Annotated in this window: 8 protein-coding genes and 1 pseudogene; 2 read left to right on the top strand and 7 right to left on the bottom strand. The window is 45.4% G+C overall.

The features are described from left to right. Window positions 1-73: 73 nt before the first annotated feature. The 7 genes and pseudogenes from BN3912_RS11455 to BN3912_RS11480 form a co-directional block, all read right to left on the bottom strand. On the bottom strand, window positions 74-1,828 hold the full coding sequence (locus tag BN3912_RS11455; RefSeq protein ID WP_023983905.1) for a RagB/SusD family nutrient uptake outer membrane protein: 1,755 nt from the start codon (window positions 1,826-1,828) through the stop codon (window positions 74-76). Between the two features lie 5 nt (window positions 1,829-1,833). Continuing rightward, complete coding sequence (locus BN3912_RS11460) at window positions 1,834-4,875, bottom strand: SusC/RagA family TonB-linked outer membrane protein (RefSeq protein WP_023983904.1); 3,042 nt, start codon at window positions 4,873-4,875, stop codon at window positions 1,834-1,836. Window positions 4,876-4,894: 19 nt separating this feature from the next. Next, entirely contained in the window at window positions 4,895-6,721 is a 1,827-nt protein-coding gene (locus BN3912_RS11465; protein WP_023983903.1) for a RagB/SusD family nutrient uptake outer membrane protein, read from the bottom strand. A gap of 12 nt (window positions 6,722-6,733) precedes the next feature. Beyond that, window positions 6,734-9,970, bottom strand: a complete 3,237-nt coding sequence (locus BN3912_RS11470; protein ID WP_023983902.1) for a SusC/RagA family TonB-linked outer membrane protein — start codon at window positions 9,968-9,970, stop codon at window positions 6,734-6,736. Window positions 9,971-10,482: 512 nt separating this feature from the next. Next, window positions 10,483-10,732 (bottom strand): annotated as a pseudogene (locus BN3912_RS12270) (phage integrase SAM-like domain-containing protein); the annotation flags it as partial. Between the two features lie 19 nt (window positions 10,733-10,751). Continuing rightward, complete coding sequence (locus tag BN3912_RS11475) at window positions 10,752-12,968, bottom strand: CotH kinase family protein (RefSeq protein WP_023983901.1); 2,217 nt, start codon at window positions 12,966-12,968, stop codon at window positions 10,752-10,754. Between the two features lie 74 nt (window positions 12,969-13,042). Beyond that, window positions 13,043-16,603, bottom strand: a complete 3,561-nt coding sequence (locus BN3912_RS11480) for a glycosyl hydrolase 2 galactose-binding domain-containing protein (RefSeq protein ID WP_023983900.1) — start codon at window positions 16,601-16,603, stop codon at window positions 13,043-13,045. A gap of 262 nt (window positions 16,604-16,865) precedes the next feature. On the opposite strand from BN3912_RS11480, the gene BN3912_RS11485 reads away from it, so the two are divergent. Then, on the top strand, window positions 16,866-17,564 hold the full coding sequence (locus BN3912_RS11485; RefSeq protein ID WP_023983899.1) for an alpha/beta hydrolase: 699 nt from the start codon (window positions 16,866-16,868) through the stop codon (window positions 17,562-17,564). Between the two features lie 172 nt (window positions 17,565-17,736). Next, on the top strand, window positions 17,737-20,379 hold the full coding sequence (locus BN3912_RS11490; RefSeq protein ID WP_023983898.1) for a substrate-binding domain-containing protein: 2,643 nt from the start codon (window positions 17,737-17,739) through the stop codon (window positions 20,377-20,379). Window positions 20,380-20,477 lie beyond the last annotated feature (98 nt).

Below are 20,477 nucleotides of genomic sequence, written 5' to 3' on the forward strand. Positions count from 1 at the left end.
TATAAGAAAGAGGAGGATAAGAGACCACATCTTTACGATGTGACTTGTCTTCTGGTTCTTAATTTAAAACAAATTACCAGCCTTCATTTTGGAAGTTAAGGCCCGTTTTGTTTTTTAATTTGATAACTTCTTTTCCAGGTATGGCGAATCTTAAATATTTATCTGAGTAAGCGTTTCGCCTGTTTACAACAAATCTTTCAAACGTTGTTTTCCCATTTTCGTTAATGGGCTTCATGCCGGTAATAATCTTGCCGGTCTCGTCCAGTGTCTTCCAGCGTCTTACGTCATAGAAACGATGTTCTTCGAAAGCTAACTCTATCTGGCGCTCGTGTCTTACTTTCATCCTGAATTCTTCTTTAGAAAGACCATAAGGTATTTTGGGCATGCCCACGCGTGCCCTCACTTTGTTCACAGCGTCTACAGCTTCGTTGGGAGCTACTGACTCCGTGGCTTCGTTGGCAGCCTCTGCATAGTTGAGGTACATTTCAGCCATGCGGAATATCTTGAAGTAACCGTCGCTGTTTAATGTTCTGTTCGAGTTACAGTTGATATATTTACGTAGGTAGTATCCAGTTCTTGTATATCTTACATTGTTCTGGGATATGGCACAGTTTTCATTGTCAGCCGTGCTAACTAATGTGGAGCCTTCGGGAACTGTTGGCACTCCATGATAATATACACTTGCTTTCATTCTCGGGTCACGGTTAGCATAAGGGTTATGTTCGTCATACAAAGTTGCCTCTGTGTTGATGATAGGATGTAGGTGATTCTCGTCGCTATAACCTAAAATGGGTTGCTTGCCGTCAATAGTTTCATAGGAGTCGATAAGTTCTTGTGAGGGACACGAGCCGGCATAGGTCTGGCCGGAGATGATGGGCATCCCCTGGTATTTCCAAATGTTCATTTGGTTACGGGCCTCAAGAATAGTTTCTGGATCTGATATTCCTTTTACGTCACTTTTTGAGTGGAAGTAAGCGTCATATGCATTGTAGCTGGCGCCATCGTTTGTGCTTGCCTTGTAAAGAGAATAGCCATGCGCTTCAAGAGAGTCGACGGTTTCCTTGCAGAGTTTGGTAGCTTCGCTCCAGTCGAGCGTTCCGTCATTGTTGAGTGGGCTGGCAGCATATAGAGCGGCCTCTGACATGATGGCATAAGCCATACCCTTGCACATCATAGAGCGCTCGGCATCAGAACCGCCAGAGTGGTAGCCAAGAATAATGTTGTTAACAACGCGCCTGCAGTCGGATATAATCTGACGAGCGCATTCGCTGAAAGTGTTACGCTTTAGAGAGGAATAATCAAAGTTGTCATCTCTTGTATCTTTCAGAATGAGGGGTACACCGCCATAGTTCTTGATAAGCGACAGATAGTAATATGCTCTCAATCCGTATGCCTGTCCTTCGTAGCCTTGACGCTCAGTCTCGCTGTAGGTTCGTGCTGTGGGAATGTGCTCCAAAAAGACATTACAAGAACGAATATATTCATAATAATTCCATATTTCAGGTGCGGCAAGCGGATTGCTGAATGCGTTTGCACTGCCGTTATTCCATAAAGAGGCTACGCTACCGATAACATCCTTTACGTCATGTGCCTCATCCGTGCAGCTGGCAAGCATGGTGTAATTGCTGTAGTTGTCACCACGGGCTCTTGTGATTCCGATATAACAACTGTTCAGATATCCTGCCACGCGGGTAGGGTTAGTAAACACCTCTTCCATGTCGAGACGACCATCGGGATGCTCTGCCACATCTGTGCATCCGTATAGCGACCAAATGGCATATGCCAGCAGAACAAAGGCACCAATAAGTTTGTTATGTAATTTCTTCATTTCGATTAGATATTTATGTTAAGACCGAAATTGTATATTTTGTTGATAGGCAGTCCTACTGTTCCTGTCTCAGGATCTATGTTTTTGAACTTTAACTTTGTTGTTGTGAAGAGATTCTCACCACTGAAGTAAACCCTGATTTTTTCGAGATGGAGTTTCTTTACTAGACTGTGTGGAAGGTTGTAACCAAAGGTCAGATTTTTCAAACGGAGAAAGTCACTTCTGGAAGTGAAGAAACTGTTAGAGACAAGGTTGGAAGATGTCGTCGTTGTAAGGGCGGGGTAGGTGATATTCTCGCCTGCTGCATAGCGCTCTGCCGTCCACGCGTGTTCATGGTGGGTGTTGTACACACCTTGAGACTGGTTTTCATAGATACCGAGGCCACTATATACTCTTGCATAATCTCCAATGCCCTGGAAGAATATGTGGAGATCGAAGTCTTTGTATGTCACGTCAGTGCCAAATCCATAGGCAACAGATGGTACGGCTTTCGTAGAAGCAAGTGGAACGTAGTCGCGCTCGTCAATTACCTTATCACCGTTCTGATCCTTGTAGATAAAATCACCGACACGAGGTGCAGTTCCTGAATAAGTAAGGCCAGAATTGATAATCTCGTTTTTGCTGTTAAAGAAACCATTACCGTTGCTGTAGTCGATCTCATAACCGAAGCTCTGGCCACGGCAGAAGCCTGTTCTACGATAAGGATAAGCATAATTGTCGGCAGAGAGGTCTAACTCATCTATATTCTGTACCTTATTTCTGTTATAGCCAAGGTTGGCACTAAAGTTTATGATCAAGGCTTTTCCTTTCTTGATCAGGTAATTGAGATTCAGATCAATACCTTTGTTGTTCATTTTTCCTATATTTTGGTATGGCAGATAAGAATTAGATACTCCGAGGAGTTCAGGAACAATTTCACTTCGGACGATCATGTCGGTCTGTTGATTGTTCCAGTAATCCAATGATACTGAAAGGGCATTGAAGAGGGTGAAGTCCACGCCAATATTCAGCTGCTTGGAGCGTTCCCAGTGCAGATAGGCATTTCCTCGCTGATATTCTTTGATAAGGGCTGCCGTATAGAGGCTGTTGATGACACCTGCGCCCTGTTCGTTGCGTATGTCATCAAGATATAGGAAGCGTCCAATAGAATAAAAGTTGTCGTAAGTTAGGTTCCCGTATGAGCTCCTAAGTTTGAGCATATTCAACCAGCTGACTTTCTGCATGAATAGCTCTTTTGAAATTACCCATACGCCAGAAATGGTATTCGATGAGTGGAAGCGGTTACCTTTTTTGAGTTGCTCAGAACCAGAATGATTGAAATCATACTGGATGAAATATCGGTCAAGTAATCCATATTTCGCATGCAGGTCCCAGGATATCCTATTCATGGGCAAGCTCCAGTTTCTACTGGTTCCATCGGAGATGCGGTCCTCTGCTAGATAACCGGCTGTGGCTTCTATGCTATGAATGCCGAACGTTCCCTTGTAGTCGATGAAGGTCTGAATGTTCATGAAATAGAATGTGCTCGTATATTTGGCGATGCTGATGGGGCTATCTATTGAAGAGCCCATTATCACGAGTTTCCCGGTATTGTCATATGTGTAGCGGGCATAGGTACGGTTTTTCTTGAATACATCATAATAATTTGATTGATAACCTATCAGCCCTCGTGCACTTAGTCCCTGTGTAATGAAACTCATATCGAGATCGAGACCGAAGTTGGCATTTATATTCGTTGTCCTATACGTGTACTGTCCCGTGCGATTAATCTGTCCAAAGGCAGGGTTTCCAAAATATTCGTTGGTGAGTACTTTGCCATCGGAAGTCGTAGGCCCGATCAAGGTGGCAGGTTGCCTGATTATTTCGTTGTAAATGCTCGATACACTTTCTGCCGATTGATTGTTGTTTGAATATCTCAGGTTGGTTGAGATGAAGGCTTTGAGAAACTTAAATACGTTTACGTCAACATTAGAAACAAGTGAAAAACGCTGATAGGAATTGGTGGGGTTATATTTGTTACTATCAAAGTTGGTTTTGTAAATACCTCCTTGGTGTATGTATCCGCCATGAACAAAGAATTGTACACGGTTGTTTCCGCCCTTGATATTGGCATTGTAATTCTGTACGACCACAGGGTGGTTAAGTAGGATGTCGGTCCAGCGATTGTCTGTTCCCGTACCGTCCTGATAACTCTGTAGCTCGCTGTCGTTGAAGGCTTTGGGTAATCCGTTTGCTATCAGAGCCTGATTGCGCAGGGTAGCATAGCTGTAAGAATCTCGGGTAGAGAGCTGATAAGTAGGTGAGGTCAGCGAGAAGCTGGCGTTGCCATTTATTTCGGTTTTTCCAGATATTCCTTTTTTTGTATTGACGAGGATCACACCCTGTGCGCCTACAGGACCATAAAGTGCTTTTGCGGCAGCATCTTTCAAAATGGTGACCGACTCGATGCTTTCGGAGTCAAGAGAGTTGATGGACAGCGTGGGCGACGGAACACCATCCAATACGACAAGAATGGCATTACCCGTATAAGAGTTGAATCCTCTTACGTAATATGCTGTTCCGTCATTTGGAGCTACCCCTGAATTCTGCATTTGTGTGACACCGGATAGATGTCCTTCCAGCGTGACGTCGGAGCCAATGGATGGTGTTCTGCTGATAACATCAGACTTTACCGTTGAGACAGCTCCTGTATAGGTCTCTCGACGTTCTTTGCGGTTCAAGGCAACGTTTATCATTTCGTCAGATAGCGACTGATCACTTTTCATGACGATTTTTACATTCCCGTCTTCTGAAACTTTTACCTGAGTGTCTTTGTATCCGCAATAGCGGAGTGTTAGGATTCTGACATCATTGTTGATATTCAAGTCAAATATGCCTTCAGCATTTGTTGTAAAATATCCCAATTCGTTAGGAACTTCAATAACTACTCCTGACAAGGGATTTCCCTGTTCGTCTGTCACAATACCCTTAACGGTTTTCGCCTCGATCATAGTAGCAGGAAATGCAAGAGCTGTAGCAAGAAGTGCAAACCTAATATTCTTTTTCATAATCGATTCTTGTTTTTTATTACCATCCTTCGTTTTGCCATTTAACACCCGTCTTGCTTTCCATCAGAGCTGCCTCCTTTGCAGGTATAGGCAGCCAGTGCCATTTGGCTTCATAGCTCATCTTGCTGGGCTTAGAAGAGTCTGTCGTGCCGATTAATATACGAGTATAAGTTTTCCTAAGTCCTTTCTTCTTGATACTCATTCCTGTCAGATATTTTTCATTATCAAGGTTTTCATTGGCAGCGGTCCATCGGCGTATGTCAAAGAAGCGATATTCTTCCCATGCAAGTTCGACTTGACGTTCATGCCTGATGAGCAGGCGGGCTTCGTCTAGACTTGACGCGGTAACATCAACAGATGGTGAGAAACCAGCCCGATGACGGATGTCATTGATAAGTCTTAGTCCCTCGTCTATATGCCCTGCCTCAATGGCTGCTTCTGCAAGGTTCAGATAGACGACTCCCAATCGATAGTATTTCCAACCTCCGTCACGACCGGCATACTTTGTACTCGACCGATAGTAAGCATATTTACATGGGTAGTATCCTGTACGAGTATGTGTACGGCTGGCATCCATGCGTGAGCAGTTTCCGCCTTCATAGGTCTCTATCGTTTTAATCTCGTCACCAATCTGTAATTTAGAGCCGTCATACTTTACCGTAGCGTAAAAACGCGGATCACGACCATCGTAAGGTTTGTTTGGATTATATCCTGAGCCTTCATTGTAGTTGGGGTATAGACAGCATTCATCGTTATATGGCTTCGACAGGTTAAGTACGGGCTTTCCGGTCTTTAACATATCATAGGCATCTACCAACTGCTGTGAGGGTACATCTCCTGTCATGTAGTTTGACTGGAGAGGACATCCGGATACATAATAATACGGCTCGTGTACAAAGTCATTCTCCCAAATTGTTTCTTTATCAATGGGGTTATTTGAAAGGGCATCATCCAGCAGTAGTGAAAAATACTCACAGTATGCGTTGGGATATTCTCCGTTGGTGCTATGTAGTATCGTGTATAGTTCATAGCCATTGCTGATTAACTGGTTGAAACTATCTTCGTTCTTCTCATAGGCATACTCCCAGAGTTCAGAGTTGTTATTTTCGTTGAATATCTTGCTGGCAGCCAGTAGAGCGGCCTCTGAGCGTATGGCTGCTGCTACGGCTTTGGTAACACGCATTTTCTCATCGGTTGCAGTAATGCGCCATGGCATACCTGAGGATAATGCTTTTTCACAATCGTTTACAATAGCCTTGCAGCATTCCACGCCCGTAGCTTTCTTCATCTTGCTATAGTCAAAGTCGGTGGGAAGTACGGCGTCTACCAAAGGTAATGGGCCGTACCACTTAATAAGCTGCAGATAGAAGTATGCTCGCAAGGTATAAGCCTCTCCACGCCATCTCTCTCGGTCGTCTTCCTTATTAAGTGTGCAGTGGTCGATATTCTCGAGCATAATGTTGCACAGACGTATCTGCTGCCAGTATTTTTCCCAGTAGTCGGCATCAAAGCCGCTGTGGTATTCGTAGTCGATGGGGTGCAAAGAGGCACTTGCTTGACCGTTATAGCAAAGCACAGGGCCATGTCCCTCAACGTCGTCGTTGGACCAAGCTTCGTCGCTCAAGGCAATGGGGAAGTTGTCAAACCAAAAATACCTTCTTCCTTTGTGCGGAATGTTGTTATAGAGATTGCTCATAAATTGCGCTGAAAGATCAGGGTCAGCCCATACGTCTTTCATGGTTAAACGACCGTCAGGGGTTATATTCAGGGTGTCACTACATGCTGCTATCATGCCTATAAGAAAACATAGGTTTATGTAGTTCACATATTTCTTTATTTTCTTCATCGTATATATAAATTAGAACTGTATGTTAAAGCCAAAATTCCAGTTTCTCATGATGGGATACGTGAGCAGACTATTTTGCTCGGGGTCAAAGCTTTTTGTCCGTAAGTGTGTCCATGTGTACAGATTATCACCTGAGAAATAGAAGCGTATATTCTCTGACTTGATTTTGCGTGTAATACTCTTGGGTAGCGTATATCCTACTTCAAGATTCTTTAAACGAATGTAGCTGGCATCCATGATATAATAGGAATTGGCACAGTGGCTCGTAGAGGTTGAATTGGCCAGTCTCGGGCTGGTTATTTTCTCGCCGTTGGTGTAACGCCCTACTGACCATCTGTTTAAATGCATGTCTGTGAAGTACTTTCCACCGGTCTCCTCAAAGATACCCCAGCCAGAGTAATATTTCGAGAATTTAGAGACGCCCTGGAACATGATGGAGAAGTCGAAACCGTATAGTTCAATACTCGTACTGAAACCGAAGGTAATGCGAGGCAATACCGATGAATATCCTATTGGAGCAATGTCACGGTTATTAATTTTTCCGTCACCATTAAGGTCCTTGTATATAAAATCACCAGGGAGAGGATTTCCTATCTCGTAAGTAAGTCCGCTTTTCTTGATACTTTCCTGACTATAGAAATATCCTGTTCCGTCACGTCCTGTGTTCATATCTTTTGAATAGTCAATCTCGTATCCCCACAGTTGTCCTACGGAATAGCCTGTACTTCGGGTGCGGTAAGCATAATCCTCACCGTAAATGGCTTCGTCAAAGTCTTTGATTTTATTTTTGCTGTAGCCCATATTACCATTAAGGCTCCACAGAATATTCTTGGTAACGGGCATGGTTAGGTTCAAAATGGCTTCATAACCATGGTTTTCTACCTTACCCATGTTTACGCGGGGTAACTGACTACTTGTAAGTCCACCGATCATGGGTACGGTATGGCGGCTGATGAGTACATTGTCACGATTCTCTCGAAAGTAGTCGAAGGTAAGATTTAGGTATTTAAACAAGGTGAGGTCAATACCGTAGTTCTGTTTCCATGCTGTTTCCCACTGCAGGTTTTTGTTGCCAATATAAGAGATGCTGATTTTCTTACCGTTACCCAAGCTATACATCGTTAAGAGATAGTCATAGTTGCTTCCGCTTGAGCTGATGTTATCCAGATACAGGAATCTGCCGCTGCCCATCTTGTCGTTACCGACCTTACCGTAGGAAGCGCGGAGTTTCATCTTATTTAAGATATTGTTCTGAGGGAAGAAATGCTCGTTAGTGATAAGCCATCCTACTGAGAACGCGGGGAAGAAGCCGAATCGATGGTCAGGACTAAACTGCTCAGAACCGTTGTAGCCCATGTTGATTTCGGCCATATAGCGGCCGTCGTAAGCGTATGTGAAGCGAGACGAGAAACCTACCATATTATAATAAAGGTCGGTGCTTGCCTTCTCCTCTTTGTCACGTTGTAGAAGCAGCATGGCTTTCACATCATGTTTCTTTCCAAAGATGTGATCGTAATTGAACTGTAACTGAGCGTTCAGAAACCAGTTGCTGCTGGTATATTTTGACAGGCTTATCTGGCCGTCCTCATCATCCTGCCCCTTGAAGGTGTAGTAAGGAACCTTTTGCTCGTCGTTAGTCTCACGTGTATAGTAGTAGAGTACAAATGACTTTGCGGCAGTTGTGGTGCTTGTCGACCTGGAAATGAAAGACACCTGTCCTTTCAGAGAAAGGCCTGGCGTGAGGAATCCCATGTCAAGTGTAGCGTTGGCTGTGGCGTTGACGCCGGAGTTAGTAGCGAGGCTGTAGCCACTACGGTTGAGTTGACCATAAGAGGAGCTTGCGCTTTGTGCAGGATCAAAAAGTACCTGACCGGCTTTTGCCTGACGGTAGTTGACACCATCGTAGACAAGATAATTAGAAACGGTGGTTGGTCCGGGGGCCGTGGGCCGTGCTGTCAATGCGTCAGCCCACATAGCATCCTGCACGCCGTTGTTGCGGTTTACTTTTTCTATAAAGCTTGAAAGGTCTACCGAGGCTTTTACCCATTTGCTGATGTTGATGTCGAGGTTTGAGCGGAAATTGTACCGGTTCATTTTCGACTGGGCATCATAACCTAACTGTTTTTTTGACTCTGTGTTGTACATACCACCTTGATAGAGGTAACCCGCATTGACAAAATATTGTACACGGTCAGTACCTCCTGAGATGTTTACATTAGTTCTGGTCATGGAAGCATGGTCTTTGAAGATAATATTTTGCCAGTTTGTGTTAGGATACCAGTACCGATCGTCGGGGTTAGTAGGGCCACCGTTCTGCCACATGGCAAATTTCTCAAGGTCTGATTCGCTGAATTCTACGGCCTTGCCTTCGTTGGAGCGGGCTTCGTTATTCAGTGTGGCAAAGGTGTAAGAGTCTAACGTCTTAGGCATTCTGACGAACGACTGCACCGAATATGTGGTTGAGGCATGCACCGTTGCCTTGCCTTTTTCACCTCGCTTGGTCGTGATAAGGATGACACCATTGGCACCTCTTACGCCGAATACAGCTGTTGCCGATGCATCCTTGAGCACGGAGAGTGATGCTATTTCGTTTGCGTCAATGGCACGAATGTTCTCCTGTGGGACTCCGTCAACCAGAATCAGCGGGGCGGCACCGTTCGTTGTGCCAACACCTCGAAGATACATTGTTACATTGTCCCTACCCGGCTCGCCGTTAGTTTGAAGAGTTGTCAATCCGGGGATCTTTCCTGCTATGGCTGCTGCAACTGTCGGCGCGGAACTCTTCATGATCTCTTTGTCGTTGATGGATGCAATGGAGCCTGTCACGGTCTCTTTCTTCTGGGCACCATAGGCTACTACGACAACCTCGTCCAATTTTTTCGACTCGGGACTCATTACTATTCTCATATGAGCGGATGCTGGTGCTTGAATTTCCGTATATCCAAGATAGGTGAATATCAGTATGGCTTTGTTCTTTGATATGTTGAGACTGAACTTGCCGTCGGAATCGGTAACCGACATGTTCTTTGTTCCTACTTCTTTTACGATGGCGCCTATAAGCGGTTCACCGTTTTTGTCTGTCACAGTACCCGATGCAGATTGTGTCTGCGCCGAGATTTCCATACAAAATAAAATCATAAAGATGAGTAATAAATATCCTATGGGATGGCTGAAAGTCTTCTGTGGAACATACGATTCCGTTCCTGTATGGCCATGAATTCGTTTCTTAAACATGGGGTTGATGTTCATGAGGTTTTGAATTATTTAGGTTTTCTGGTTGCAAAGGTAATTTGTTCTAAGTTTTTTTTGCTTTTCAAATGTTTTAATTATTTATATCTTTGTTCCAAATATATTGTAATAGTGCAGTACAGGCTATGTCTCAAATGTTTCAAAAGTCATTAACAGATTTATCATATTTTGCAGGTTGGAAGCGGTTATTATGTATTTAGTGAATTATAAATGCCTGCATACATGATTATTAGCATAACGAGTTATAATCTTATTAATATTACTTTTGTCCTTGTTTGTTTTCTGTCAATTCTCAATATTATCTTCCCTTATAATATTATCTTTACAGGTATAATTCACCTTAGAAATAACAATATGGAAGATAACAGTCTAAAATACATCTTGACAAAATCCAAGAAGTGTTGAATTACTGCATTATGTAGATCAACAATATTCTCATTGGTAATATTCAGAGAAAGAAAAGTTGCATTGATAGTACGCAACTAAAAGAGATATTACAATGGTATTGGATTAAGGAATTGGATTTCATCCATTGATAACACATCTTTTTGTAAAGTCTGCTCATCCGCCTTACACATCATACCTTACAAATATCTTTAACATCATTTCATGGTCAATGGCATAACGCACAACTTTCTTAAAACGTTGATAGATGCTTTTTGCCCCTTCACACACACTTCTTGATTGCAGATATTCAACAAAGTGTTCCATCATATCCTTGGTTAACAAGTCGGATTTAATGCTAAATTCATAGAGAGGATATTATTTTTTGAAAAGAAATTTATTTCACTATCACCTTTTGAACAGTACCATCATTGTATCTGATGATATTAAGTCCTTTTTGCAGAGTCTGTTGCTTTATGCCCGAAACCGAGAAGATTCCAGTTATGGCATAAGACTTTATCGTTTCTTTTTCTGCCACATGAACAATATCGGTAGGTGCTTCCGTGATCATAGAAAAGGCAAGTATCGAGGCGATAGCATCATTATTCAGCGTGATGGTGGCCGAAGTAATCGTTTTATTCTTATCGGCCTGTATCGAATGATCGAATAGACAATAGTGATTGTCGGTACTCATCACGTCGTTGTCACGGTTGATATTGCCCAATCCGACTACCGCCTCGGTACCTTGCGGATTTCTTACAGACCAATCGCGTATCTCGAGTGTTGTCGTCGGAGATGATGTGCCGTCGGCATAGTTCAAGGTTATATTTACAATAGAAGTTCCTCCACCGCTGGTAGCAAGCATGTATAACAGGCTTGTGCTAAATGGTTTCTCGAATTCTATCGTCATCGACTTACCTTGTTCCTGCAGTCTGATGACATTATTACCGTCGTAAGGCGCCAACCGATATTTGATTTTCTCGTAAGAAGAGGTAATCATACGGTCTATAGGCAGTCCGCCTTCCGCTTTTATCTTTGCTGAATAAAAACTACGCACATTACGGTCTACAGGCGCCGTGGTAGAGGCTTGTGCAGGTAAGGTCTCTGCTATAATGTCGTCGGTATAGCTGCTTGCTTTCATCGTCACCGGTTCGGAAGCTCTTTGTTCATGCGGGAGAAGTGCCTTATCCATAAACTGCAGACGTCTTTTTATCCAATCCTTCAAGTATTCTATTTCTGCTGCATAAGTGCTACCATTATAATAATTCGGCCATACTTTCCTGCCGATAATCTGATAAGCCTGCTGATTACGATCCATAGCACCGCAGGATGTCAGCAATGAAGCGATGGAATCGATCTTCGAAACGATATTCTCATCTGCATAAGAGCCTTCGCGATATTCTTTCCAACGGATTTTCATCTCTGCTATATATGCCGGATCATCCAGCAATCTGTACCAATAAAACGGAACAAGTTCTCCATCCGACGGCTCTCTGCTGTTAAAGTCGTACTGCCAAAGATTAGTAGTTTCGCCGTTATAATAGTCGGCATTGCCATATGCAATATTGAAGTCCCACAAAAGAGTTTTCCATCTTGCGTCGCTACCCTCTTTGTTTGCTCGTGCTGAACTATACTTATAAAGGCCTGTACTCAAGCGATAACCATCGATATTGAACGCAAATTCAGTGGCAAGCATATAGTCTATGAACGATGTCACGTCGATATACTTCCGGTAGCCGTCGGCCTCATTATAGTTACTTGCATGGAAAGCATCCTCCATTTTGTCTATCTCACTGTTTAAAGCGGCTTTGGTACCTGCAGGAAGTTCCGCAAAATCTTCCTCTTCCGGATCCTTATACTGATATTTAATGGTTTTATCGGCAAGCACAGAACCATTCTTTCCGTTTAACGGATGGTACTTGGACGGGTAATAAGGATCATCGTTTCGGTCGATTTCTACATGATAATCGCCCGTCAGATCGCCGTCTACCGCTCCCGGATCATTCAAATTCAATCGTCCTTTTCCTTTTGTAGGGCGCTCGGTAAGTATAAAAATGCCGTAATAAGTGCCATCCAATATCAGTTCGCAATATCTCGCATGAGGCACGAAATCGTAAAATGGTCGGGCCAGCTCGAACGTCAACACGTCGCGCATCATGCTTTTATCAGAGAAAGGTGCCAACAATGCCCAGTCATTATCTGCTGTCATGCCCATCAATTTTACCTTCTTTTTCTTGCCTCCGTTATCGGGCAGTACATTCGTTTTCAATGTCTTGAAAGAATAGGGCTTTTTGTCAGAACTGGTAAACGATGAGTTTCCTCGGTATTTCAGTGCCACATATCCCTCGTAATCCACCGTCTGGTTGGGATGGGCCACCGTATCGCCGTAGTTATACTGCCCTGCTCCGTTGTCTATTACTTTCATACGAGCAAGTATTCTGGTGTTTCTTTGAATGATATTCCCACTTACATCGATGAATACAATCGGCAGATTGGTCTTCGAAATCTTCACATACCGATTACGCAGGCTACTTTTATAATTATCCCATTGTTGGGCTGTTGCAAACAGGCAGACCAGACAAGTTGCGCAGGATATCAATATTCTTTTCTTCATGTTAGTATTTGTATATTTTATTTTCATGGTAATTTATTTCAGAAATATATTTAAAAAGTGAGAGTAAAGCATGCCTATCGGGAGTATTCCAGCGTGTCGATGTTGAAGCCGCTGATTTCTATTTTCTCTTTTAGCCCGCGCAAATCTTCTTCTTTCCACGAAATAACGATCTTTTTCTCTTCGTTCGGCATCAGATGAATGTAATTGTTGCTGTAGCATACGGGCAATATCTGTTCGCCGTCTGTTGCTTTCAGGTTCAGTCTCAGCATCATTGCCGGCACTTCAGAGATATTTTTCAACCGCACCGTTACGCTGTTTTCGCTCCATACACCCGACACCTTCAGGCGCGATTTCGCCAAATTGTTCAGTTCTCTATAGTTTCCGTCAGCAGTACTGCATACGTAGAAGTTTTCCGAAACCACCTTTTTGCGGGCATCTTTCAGTTTCAGATCGATAAAATACACGCCATTCGTACCCTGTGGAGCATCCACCTTATTACATAAGACGGTAGTATCGGCATCGCAAGACAGCTTGTTTATCCGATAATCGAGCGGCTTCCCGTTCACGTCGAGTACACGGCTTTCCGCCGTCAGGTCTTCATGGCAACCGGCTCCTATATTTACTACTTCAACCACATGTGTAAGGGCATTCCACTGTATATGTACCGTTTCGCATGCTTTCTTGCACCCGAAAAAGGCCGCAGTAGGCTCAAAATAATAATCATACGTTTGCCATGTCAGGCTTGGCCAGCACGGATGACTCATCCAGATGAGCAGTCCCATGCGGTCATGGCTGCCGCTTTCGAACATTGCTCGGTAGCCATTGTAGTTCTCCCACTGTGCAAGAGCGGCGAAATGCAGGGCATCCGTTACCGTTCCGAAAGCCGTTTCAACGATTTTATTGAATGCTTCTCCGCGCTGCGCACCCTGCATCGTATAGTCGTGTTTACCCCATGCGTCGCCTTGAGGCCATAGCTTTTCCGACCTTAGCGTGCGTGCCAGTCCTTCGTAGGTCATTACGTCGGGCATGCCGCGTTCCGAATGCAGCTTACCCGTTTGCCGCTCGAAATATTCTTTGGCAGGCAATGCATGGTAAGGACCATGCCCGCTTACGCCTTCGTCAGCCGAGCTTTGGATGTACAATATCGCCGGATGGAGCTGCTCCACGCACTGCCTGAGTTCCTTATTCAATGTTTTCGGCGGAAATCCTTCGTTGCGTCCGCAGTACAAGGCAATACTTGCATGGCTGCGAATACGGCTTACATAGTTGTATGCATTGCGCATGAACATACGGTTGTCCTTAGGATCGGGGCCGTCGGCAGGGTTGGCCAACCAGAAATCCTGCCACACCATGATGCCGTATTTGTCGCATGCGTCGTAAAATTCCTCATCGCCTGTCTGTCCTACCCAGTTGCGTATCATGTTGAAGTTCATATCCCTATGATACTTCACTGCTATGTCGTACTCCCTTCCGCGGTAGTTCAGGTTGTTTTCACTGAACCCCCAATTGCCGCCCAAAGGCACTACGCGCCTGCCGTTCGCATAAAGTTTCAGCTTTGTTTCGGCACCCTTGTAGCTCATCTGTCTTATTCCGGCGCGATAATCGATGGAGTCTGTCGCCGCTCCGTCTATCGTAAAGCTGAACCCAGCCTTATATAAATAAGGTGCACCGTAACCGTTCGGCCACCATAGGTGCATCTTCCGGTTTTTAAGCATGGCAAAACTGTCGGGCGAGAACGACTCTTCCACCTCGGCCGAAGCAGGCAGACACACCTCTTTTTCGAACCGAATATTACCGATCCACCCGCGGAGTATGCCCTTTACGGCATGCGACTCGTTGTTGCAAAGCCGTACTGCCGGCGTCATCGTAGCCAGCGTGTCGGGCAGGTTGAGTGTTGTCGTAATGAGCGGATCGCGCAGAGTTACAGCCTCTTCGCGCGTCAGGTAAACATCGTTCCATATACCGATGTTACGCCCGCGGATGGTAGATATCCAGTCCCAACCTATGGTTGCGTGGAATGTGGGGTTATCTGCACCGAGAATACCCCCGTTGAAATCCGTATTTATTTCGTTCTTCTCTTTCACCGCTCCCGGGTGTGCATTCTTCACGATGCGCACGGCCAGCACGTTCGTTCCTGCGTGCAAGAGCCGCGTAACATCTGTTCTGCCGCGCACGAAAGCTCCCTCTATGCGGTCTATCTTATTGCCGTTAAGGTAGATATCGGCCTTCCAATTAATGCCGTCGAAGTTAAGAAACAGTCGTTTACCTATCATCTGTCGAGGCAATTCGAACGTATTACGGTACCAAAAGTCTGCATTAAAGAACGATTCCGATACGTAAAACAGGTTATCGGCGGCGTTCGGATCGGGCAAGGCACCAATATTAACATAAGAAGAAAGTACGGTTGCGGGCACCGTAGCCGTAATCCAACGGCTGTCGTCGAAATCTAAAGACGACACATGTGCCCCGTCTTGCTTTACTTCCGATGCCCGTTGCAAGCGCCAGTTGCCGCCGTCGAGCATGAATTTACGGCCATTTGTTCCCGCTATACTGTGCGGTCGGGCCGTTAGGCCGCCTCGTCCGAACACCTCGATTTCACTCAATATGTAACGTTCGTCAGGTTTGTTACCTCGTAACAGCACGCGGACATAGCGCCCGCGCCCCTTGCATTTCACCGTTTCAAAACCGGTTTTGCCGCCATGTAATGGGGCAATGGTCGTCCAATTCGCGGCATCATCCGATGTCTGCAAGGCGCCCTGTGCCGCTTTGCCGCACCAATAAAGGTTCACACGGTCAAAAGTTGTCGGCGCACCGAGGTCGATGTAAGCCCATTGTTCGCCGCCTTCGGCGCTCATCCACGCGCTACTGAAAGCCGACGAAGGCAACACATCGGTTACGGGTTCGGTGCCTTTAAAGAACTTTATTTCGGTAACCGACCAATGTACAGCCCCTTTCATACGCAGTTGCAACCTAAAGGTATCGAACACGCCTTTCTCTTTATTCAACGCTATTTCGGTTTCTATCCGTCGTACAGGCAGTATATCGTCATCCGTTACCTTATTAGGATCGCTGTGAGCCTTATATTTCGATGCTGTTCCGGGCAGCCCTTTGCCCGTTTCTCCGCCCACAACACGCCATTTCTTGTCTGCATCTTGCGTAAGTGCCTCTATGGCGTAACCTTCCTTGACCTCGCTTTCACGATAGGCAACCGTGGCTTGTATCTTCACCCGATCGGCATGTACGGCCATTCCGTGCCACACGTATTGCAGGTAGGCATCGCTGCCGTAGAGAATATTCCGCGAATACGCTCCGCCGTCTATAGCCCACTCGCGTTCGCGCACAGGCAATGTGCCGCGGTTGGTCGAGGCGTCCATGCTCACCACATTGCCCTTGCAGATGATACCGTCGGTCAGTAATTGCGCCGTAAGATTATAGTCGTAGGCCGACGAATGGTAGGCCATGCGGTGCAAGGCCACGTTGCGATAGGCATTGTCTGCCTGCATCGCGGGGGCAAAGTTCTCTTTCGGCGAGCCCGGATATTTACCTATACCGCGCGTATAGTCGGCACCTACGACTCTTATAGCGACAAACAGCAATAGAATAGCAATGATGTATAATGGTCGGTATAATTTCATAGAAAAGGTGTTTATCGGTGGCAAAGATAGTAAAAAATATGAAAATGCGGAATATTTTTTGCGTTTTACGAGAGCAGATACGGTATTTAATGCGAACAGACCGTATGTCTGACGCCGACAAATGTACCGTATAATGAAAATAGACAGTGTTTCTGTGGCAGACATGCGCCGTTGCACGACCGGCAAACCGTTTGTTTTTTCAATTCTTTGTTGTATCTTTGTAGCCGCACGCCGCAGCATATTATAGGCGTACACATGTTGTATGATGAAGAAAACGGTATTCACAATCGGCGACAGAGCATGCACTCTGTACGAACAGGAACGGCCGGAGTTTCTGCTGTTGCAGCCGGTAGACGAACACGACTTGGCTGCGTTGGAGCGCGAAATGGAAACAATATGTTCGCTGACAAGCAGGTCTTTTGTGCTTGTTGCCGTGAAAATAGAAGATTGGCAATGCGAGCTGTCGCCGTGGGCTGCACCTGCCGTATTCGGCAGAATGCCTTTCGGCGAGGGTGCACAGGGCACTCTTGCGTTTATAACGGATGTACTTATGCCGTGGTTGTCGGCTGCCCGTGGATACGATATGCAGCACATGCGTTGTCTGCTCGGGGGCTATTCCCTTGCCGGACTGTTTGCCTTGTGGGCAGGTTATAACAGTCCGTGTTTCGAAGGTATTGCTGCTGCGTCGCCTTCCGTATGGTTTCCCCGTTGGAAGAGCTATATCCTGAGCCGTAGAATGAAGGCGCAAACCGTGTATTTAAGTCTCGGCGATAAGGAAGAGAAAGTACGTAATGCGGTGATGGCACAGGTGGGTGGGGCCATTAGGATGCAGTATGAGCAATTACGGGCGCACGGGATTGCATGCACGCTCGAATGGAACGAGGGCAATCATTTCAAAGACTCCGGCGGACGAACGGCAAAGGCTTTTGCGTGGCTGATGGGAAAGTGTGGCAATGTTTGATATCCTTTCGTTACTTTTACATAGAGAATGTTTCGATTAATCATATTTTTTTCGTAGTTTTGTGACGGCGGCCTCGGGCGATAATCTTTCCGAACGGCAATAGAAAAAGAAGTCGCCGATACAGCATTTTTCATACTGCGTTTTTCTTACAGCAAACCAATAACAAAGTCTGATGGGATTTAAAAAGTTCTTAGTATGTATTCTTCTTTCGCTTTTGATGGCGTCATGCGGCAAACAGAAAGAGCAATATGTTATAGGTGTTTCGCAATGTAGCGAAGATATATGGCGCGAAAAGCTGAACGAGGAATTGCAAATGGGGACGTATCTTCATGATAACGTGAGCATCAGATTTGCATCTGCCAACGATGATGACCGCAGACAAATCGAACAGATCAACGAATACATCCGACAGGGGGTAGACCTGTTGATCGTATCTCCCAATCAAGTGCATACAATTTCGCCTGCTATCGACAAAGCATACGATAGGGGAATACCCGTAATACTATTTGATCGTAAGACAGACTCTAAGAAGTACACCGCTTTTATAGGCGCCGATAACTTCGAGGCAGGCCGTACAATGGGCGAATACATAGCTCGTAAGCTCGGTGGAAAGGGAAACGTGGTCGAAATAGCAGGCCTCAACGGCTCTTCACCGGCCATAGAACGTCATAAAGGTTTTATGAAGGCCATTGGCAAATATCCGAATATCAGACTTATAGATATGCGCTATGCCGATTGGCTGAAAGATAGGGCATACTCGGCAATGGACAGTATCCTAATGAAACGTCGAAATATCGACTGTGTTTTCGGGCAGAACGATCGCATGGCCGTAGGTGCATTGCAAGCGGCACGGCAACATGGGCTCGACAGCATAGTGTATGTGGGTATCGATGCATTGCCTGTAGCAGGCGGAGGATTGGAAAACGTGCGCGACGGATGGCTTTCTGCCTCGTATATATACCCCACACGCGGCGACCTTGTGTTGCAATTGGCCATGAATATTCTTGAGGGTAAGTCTTATAAACGCGACAACTATCTGAAAGGGGCCCTCGTTACACGCGACAATGCTGGCGTTCTATTGATGCAAAACGAGGAGATGAGCAAGCAAAGGAGCCGCCTCTATTCGCTTCACGACCGAGTGGATACTTATTTAGCCCAATATAATCATCAGAAAGTATATATCGTTCTTTTCTGTATCATTACGCTGTTGCTCATCGGATTTATTACCTATATTTACCGTACAGCCGTTATGAAACGGCGTATGGAGGAAGAAGCAACCAATGCAAAACTGCAGTTTTTCACCAATATCAGTCACGAATTGCGCACACCGCTCACGCTGATTGCCGATCCGGTGGAGCATATTATCGACGATGAAAACCTTACCCGTCAGCAACGTACCATGTTGCAAATAGTCAGGCGTAATGTGAATATCCTTACCCGATTGGTGGGAGAAATACTTGACTTCCGCAAGATACAGAACGGAAAGATGACACTCACGTTGAGCGATTTTAATCTTTCGGACTGCTTGAAACAGTGGATAGATGTGTTTGCTGCCACTGCAAGGAAGAAAAAGATTGCTTTGGAACTTGAATGCAGCGACGACATACGCATGCGTGCAGATATATATAAGGTGGAAAGAATATGTTATAATCTGTTGAGCAATGCCGTGAAATTTACACAAGAAGGCGGACGGATAACGCTCAAAGCTACAACTGACGGTGATAAAGTGAGCATCTGCGTGACAGATACGGGCATGGGAATCGCCAAAGACGAACTGAGTCGTATCTTCGAGAGGTTCTATCAGGCGAAAGATTCCTATGAAGGAGGCACGGGAATAGGGCTTGCCATTGTGAAATCTTTTGCCGAATTGCACCACGGTACGGTCGTTGTAGACAGTGAAGAAGGCAAAGGTACCGCTTTCACGGTAACGCTCCCGTTGACCAACAACGACCATGGAACTGTGAAAACACAGTCGGTTTATACGCCTATGGAGGAGGAGAATGAGGATATGACAGCACTCGATGCAGCCACGGAGATGATGACAAGCAAAGTTACGGATGCGGATAATAAGGAGAAGCCGAGGTTGCTTGTGATCGACGATAATATGGATGTTCGCGCTTATATCATGGCTCTATTGGGCGAAGAGTATGATATTTCGCAGGCTGCCGATGGCAAAGAAGGATTGAAAAAGGCAATGACGAGCGTGCCGGATATCATTATTTGCGATGTGATGATGCCTGTCATGGATGGCTTGGAGTTCTGCCGACGGGTAAAAGCCGATACCATTACGAGTCATATTCCTGTAATTTTGCTTACCGCACGCGCACTTGAAGAGCAACGAGCCGAGGGGTACGATTGCGGTGCCGATGCCTATATAGCCAAACCGTTCAATGGTCAAGTGATGAAATCTCGTGTAAAAAACTTGCTCGAGAGCCGGCGCCATCTGAAATATATCTACAGTAACAGTGAAGATATGCCGCAATCTGCTGCCGATGCGGAGAATGAGTTCCTGTCTGAGTTCAGGGCTGTAGTATTGAAACATCTTGCCAATTCCGACTTTAGTGTGGAGACCGCGAGCGCCGAGATGGGGCTTAGTCGCGTACAACTCTACCGTAAAATCAAGGCACTTACAGGCTCTACCCCAGTTGAGATTATCCGCATTACCCGATTGAAGCATGCCGAACGGCTGCTCAAGTCAACATCTAAAACTATTGCAGAGGTCTCATACGATGTCGGTTTCTCGTCTCCGTCTTATTTCTCCAAATGCTATAAAGAGTATTTCGGGGTGCTTCCCGGCGATATGCAGTCGGTCTAACAAGCTTAAGGCATAGATATAACAAATCGTTCAAATAATCCTAAAAATGTTACATGAACGATTTATTGTATCGTATGAACGATTTCTTTCTTGCAATT

The organism is Prevotella phocaeensis (genome assembly GCF_900065875.1).
GTDB lineage: Bacteria > Bacteroidota > Bacteroidia > Bacteroidales > Bacteroidaceae > Prevotella > Prevotella phocaeensis.

Bases quoted from the DNA above. Each gene is read 5' to 3' on its own strand.
- BN3912_RS11455 (WP_023983905.1), bottom strand. From the start codon at position 1,828: ATGAAGAAATTACATAACAAACTTATTGGTGCCTTTGTTCTGCTGGCA.
- BN3912_RS11460 (WP_023983904.1), bottom strand. From the start codon at position 4,875: ATGAAAAAGAATATTAGGTTTGCACTTCTTGCTACAGCTCTTGCATTT.
- BN3912_RS11465 (WP_023983903.1), bottom strand. From the start codon at position 6,721: ATGAAGAAAATAAAGAAATATGTGAACTACATAAACCTATGTTTTCTT.
- BN3912_RS11470 (WP_023983902.1), bottom strand. From the start codon at position 9,970: ATGAACATCAACCCCATGTTTAAGAAACGAATTCATGGCCATACAGGA.
- BN3912_RS11475 (WP_023983901.1), bottom strand. From the start codon at position 12,968: ATGAAGAAAAGAATATTGATATCCTGCGCAACTTGTCTGGTCTGCCTG.
- BN3912_RS11480 (WP_023983900.1), bottom strand. From the start codon at position 16,603: ATGAAATTATACCGACCATTATACATCATTGCTATTCTATTGCTGTTT.
- BN3912_RS11485 (WP_023983899.1), top strand. From the start codon at position 16,866: ATGATGAAGAAAACGGTATTCACAATCGGCGACAGAGCATGCACTCTG.
- BN3912_RS11490 (WP_023983898.1), top strand. From the start codon at position 17,737: ATGGGATTTAAAAAGTTCTTAGTATGTATTCTTCTTTCGCTTTTGATG.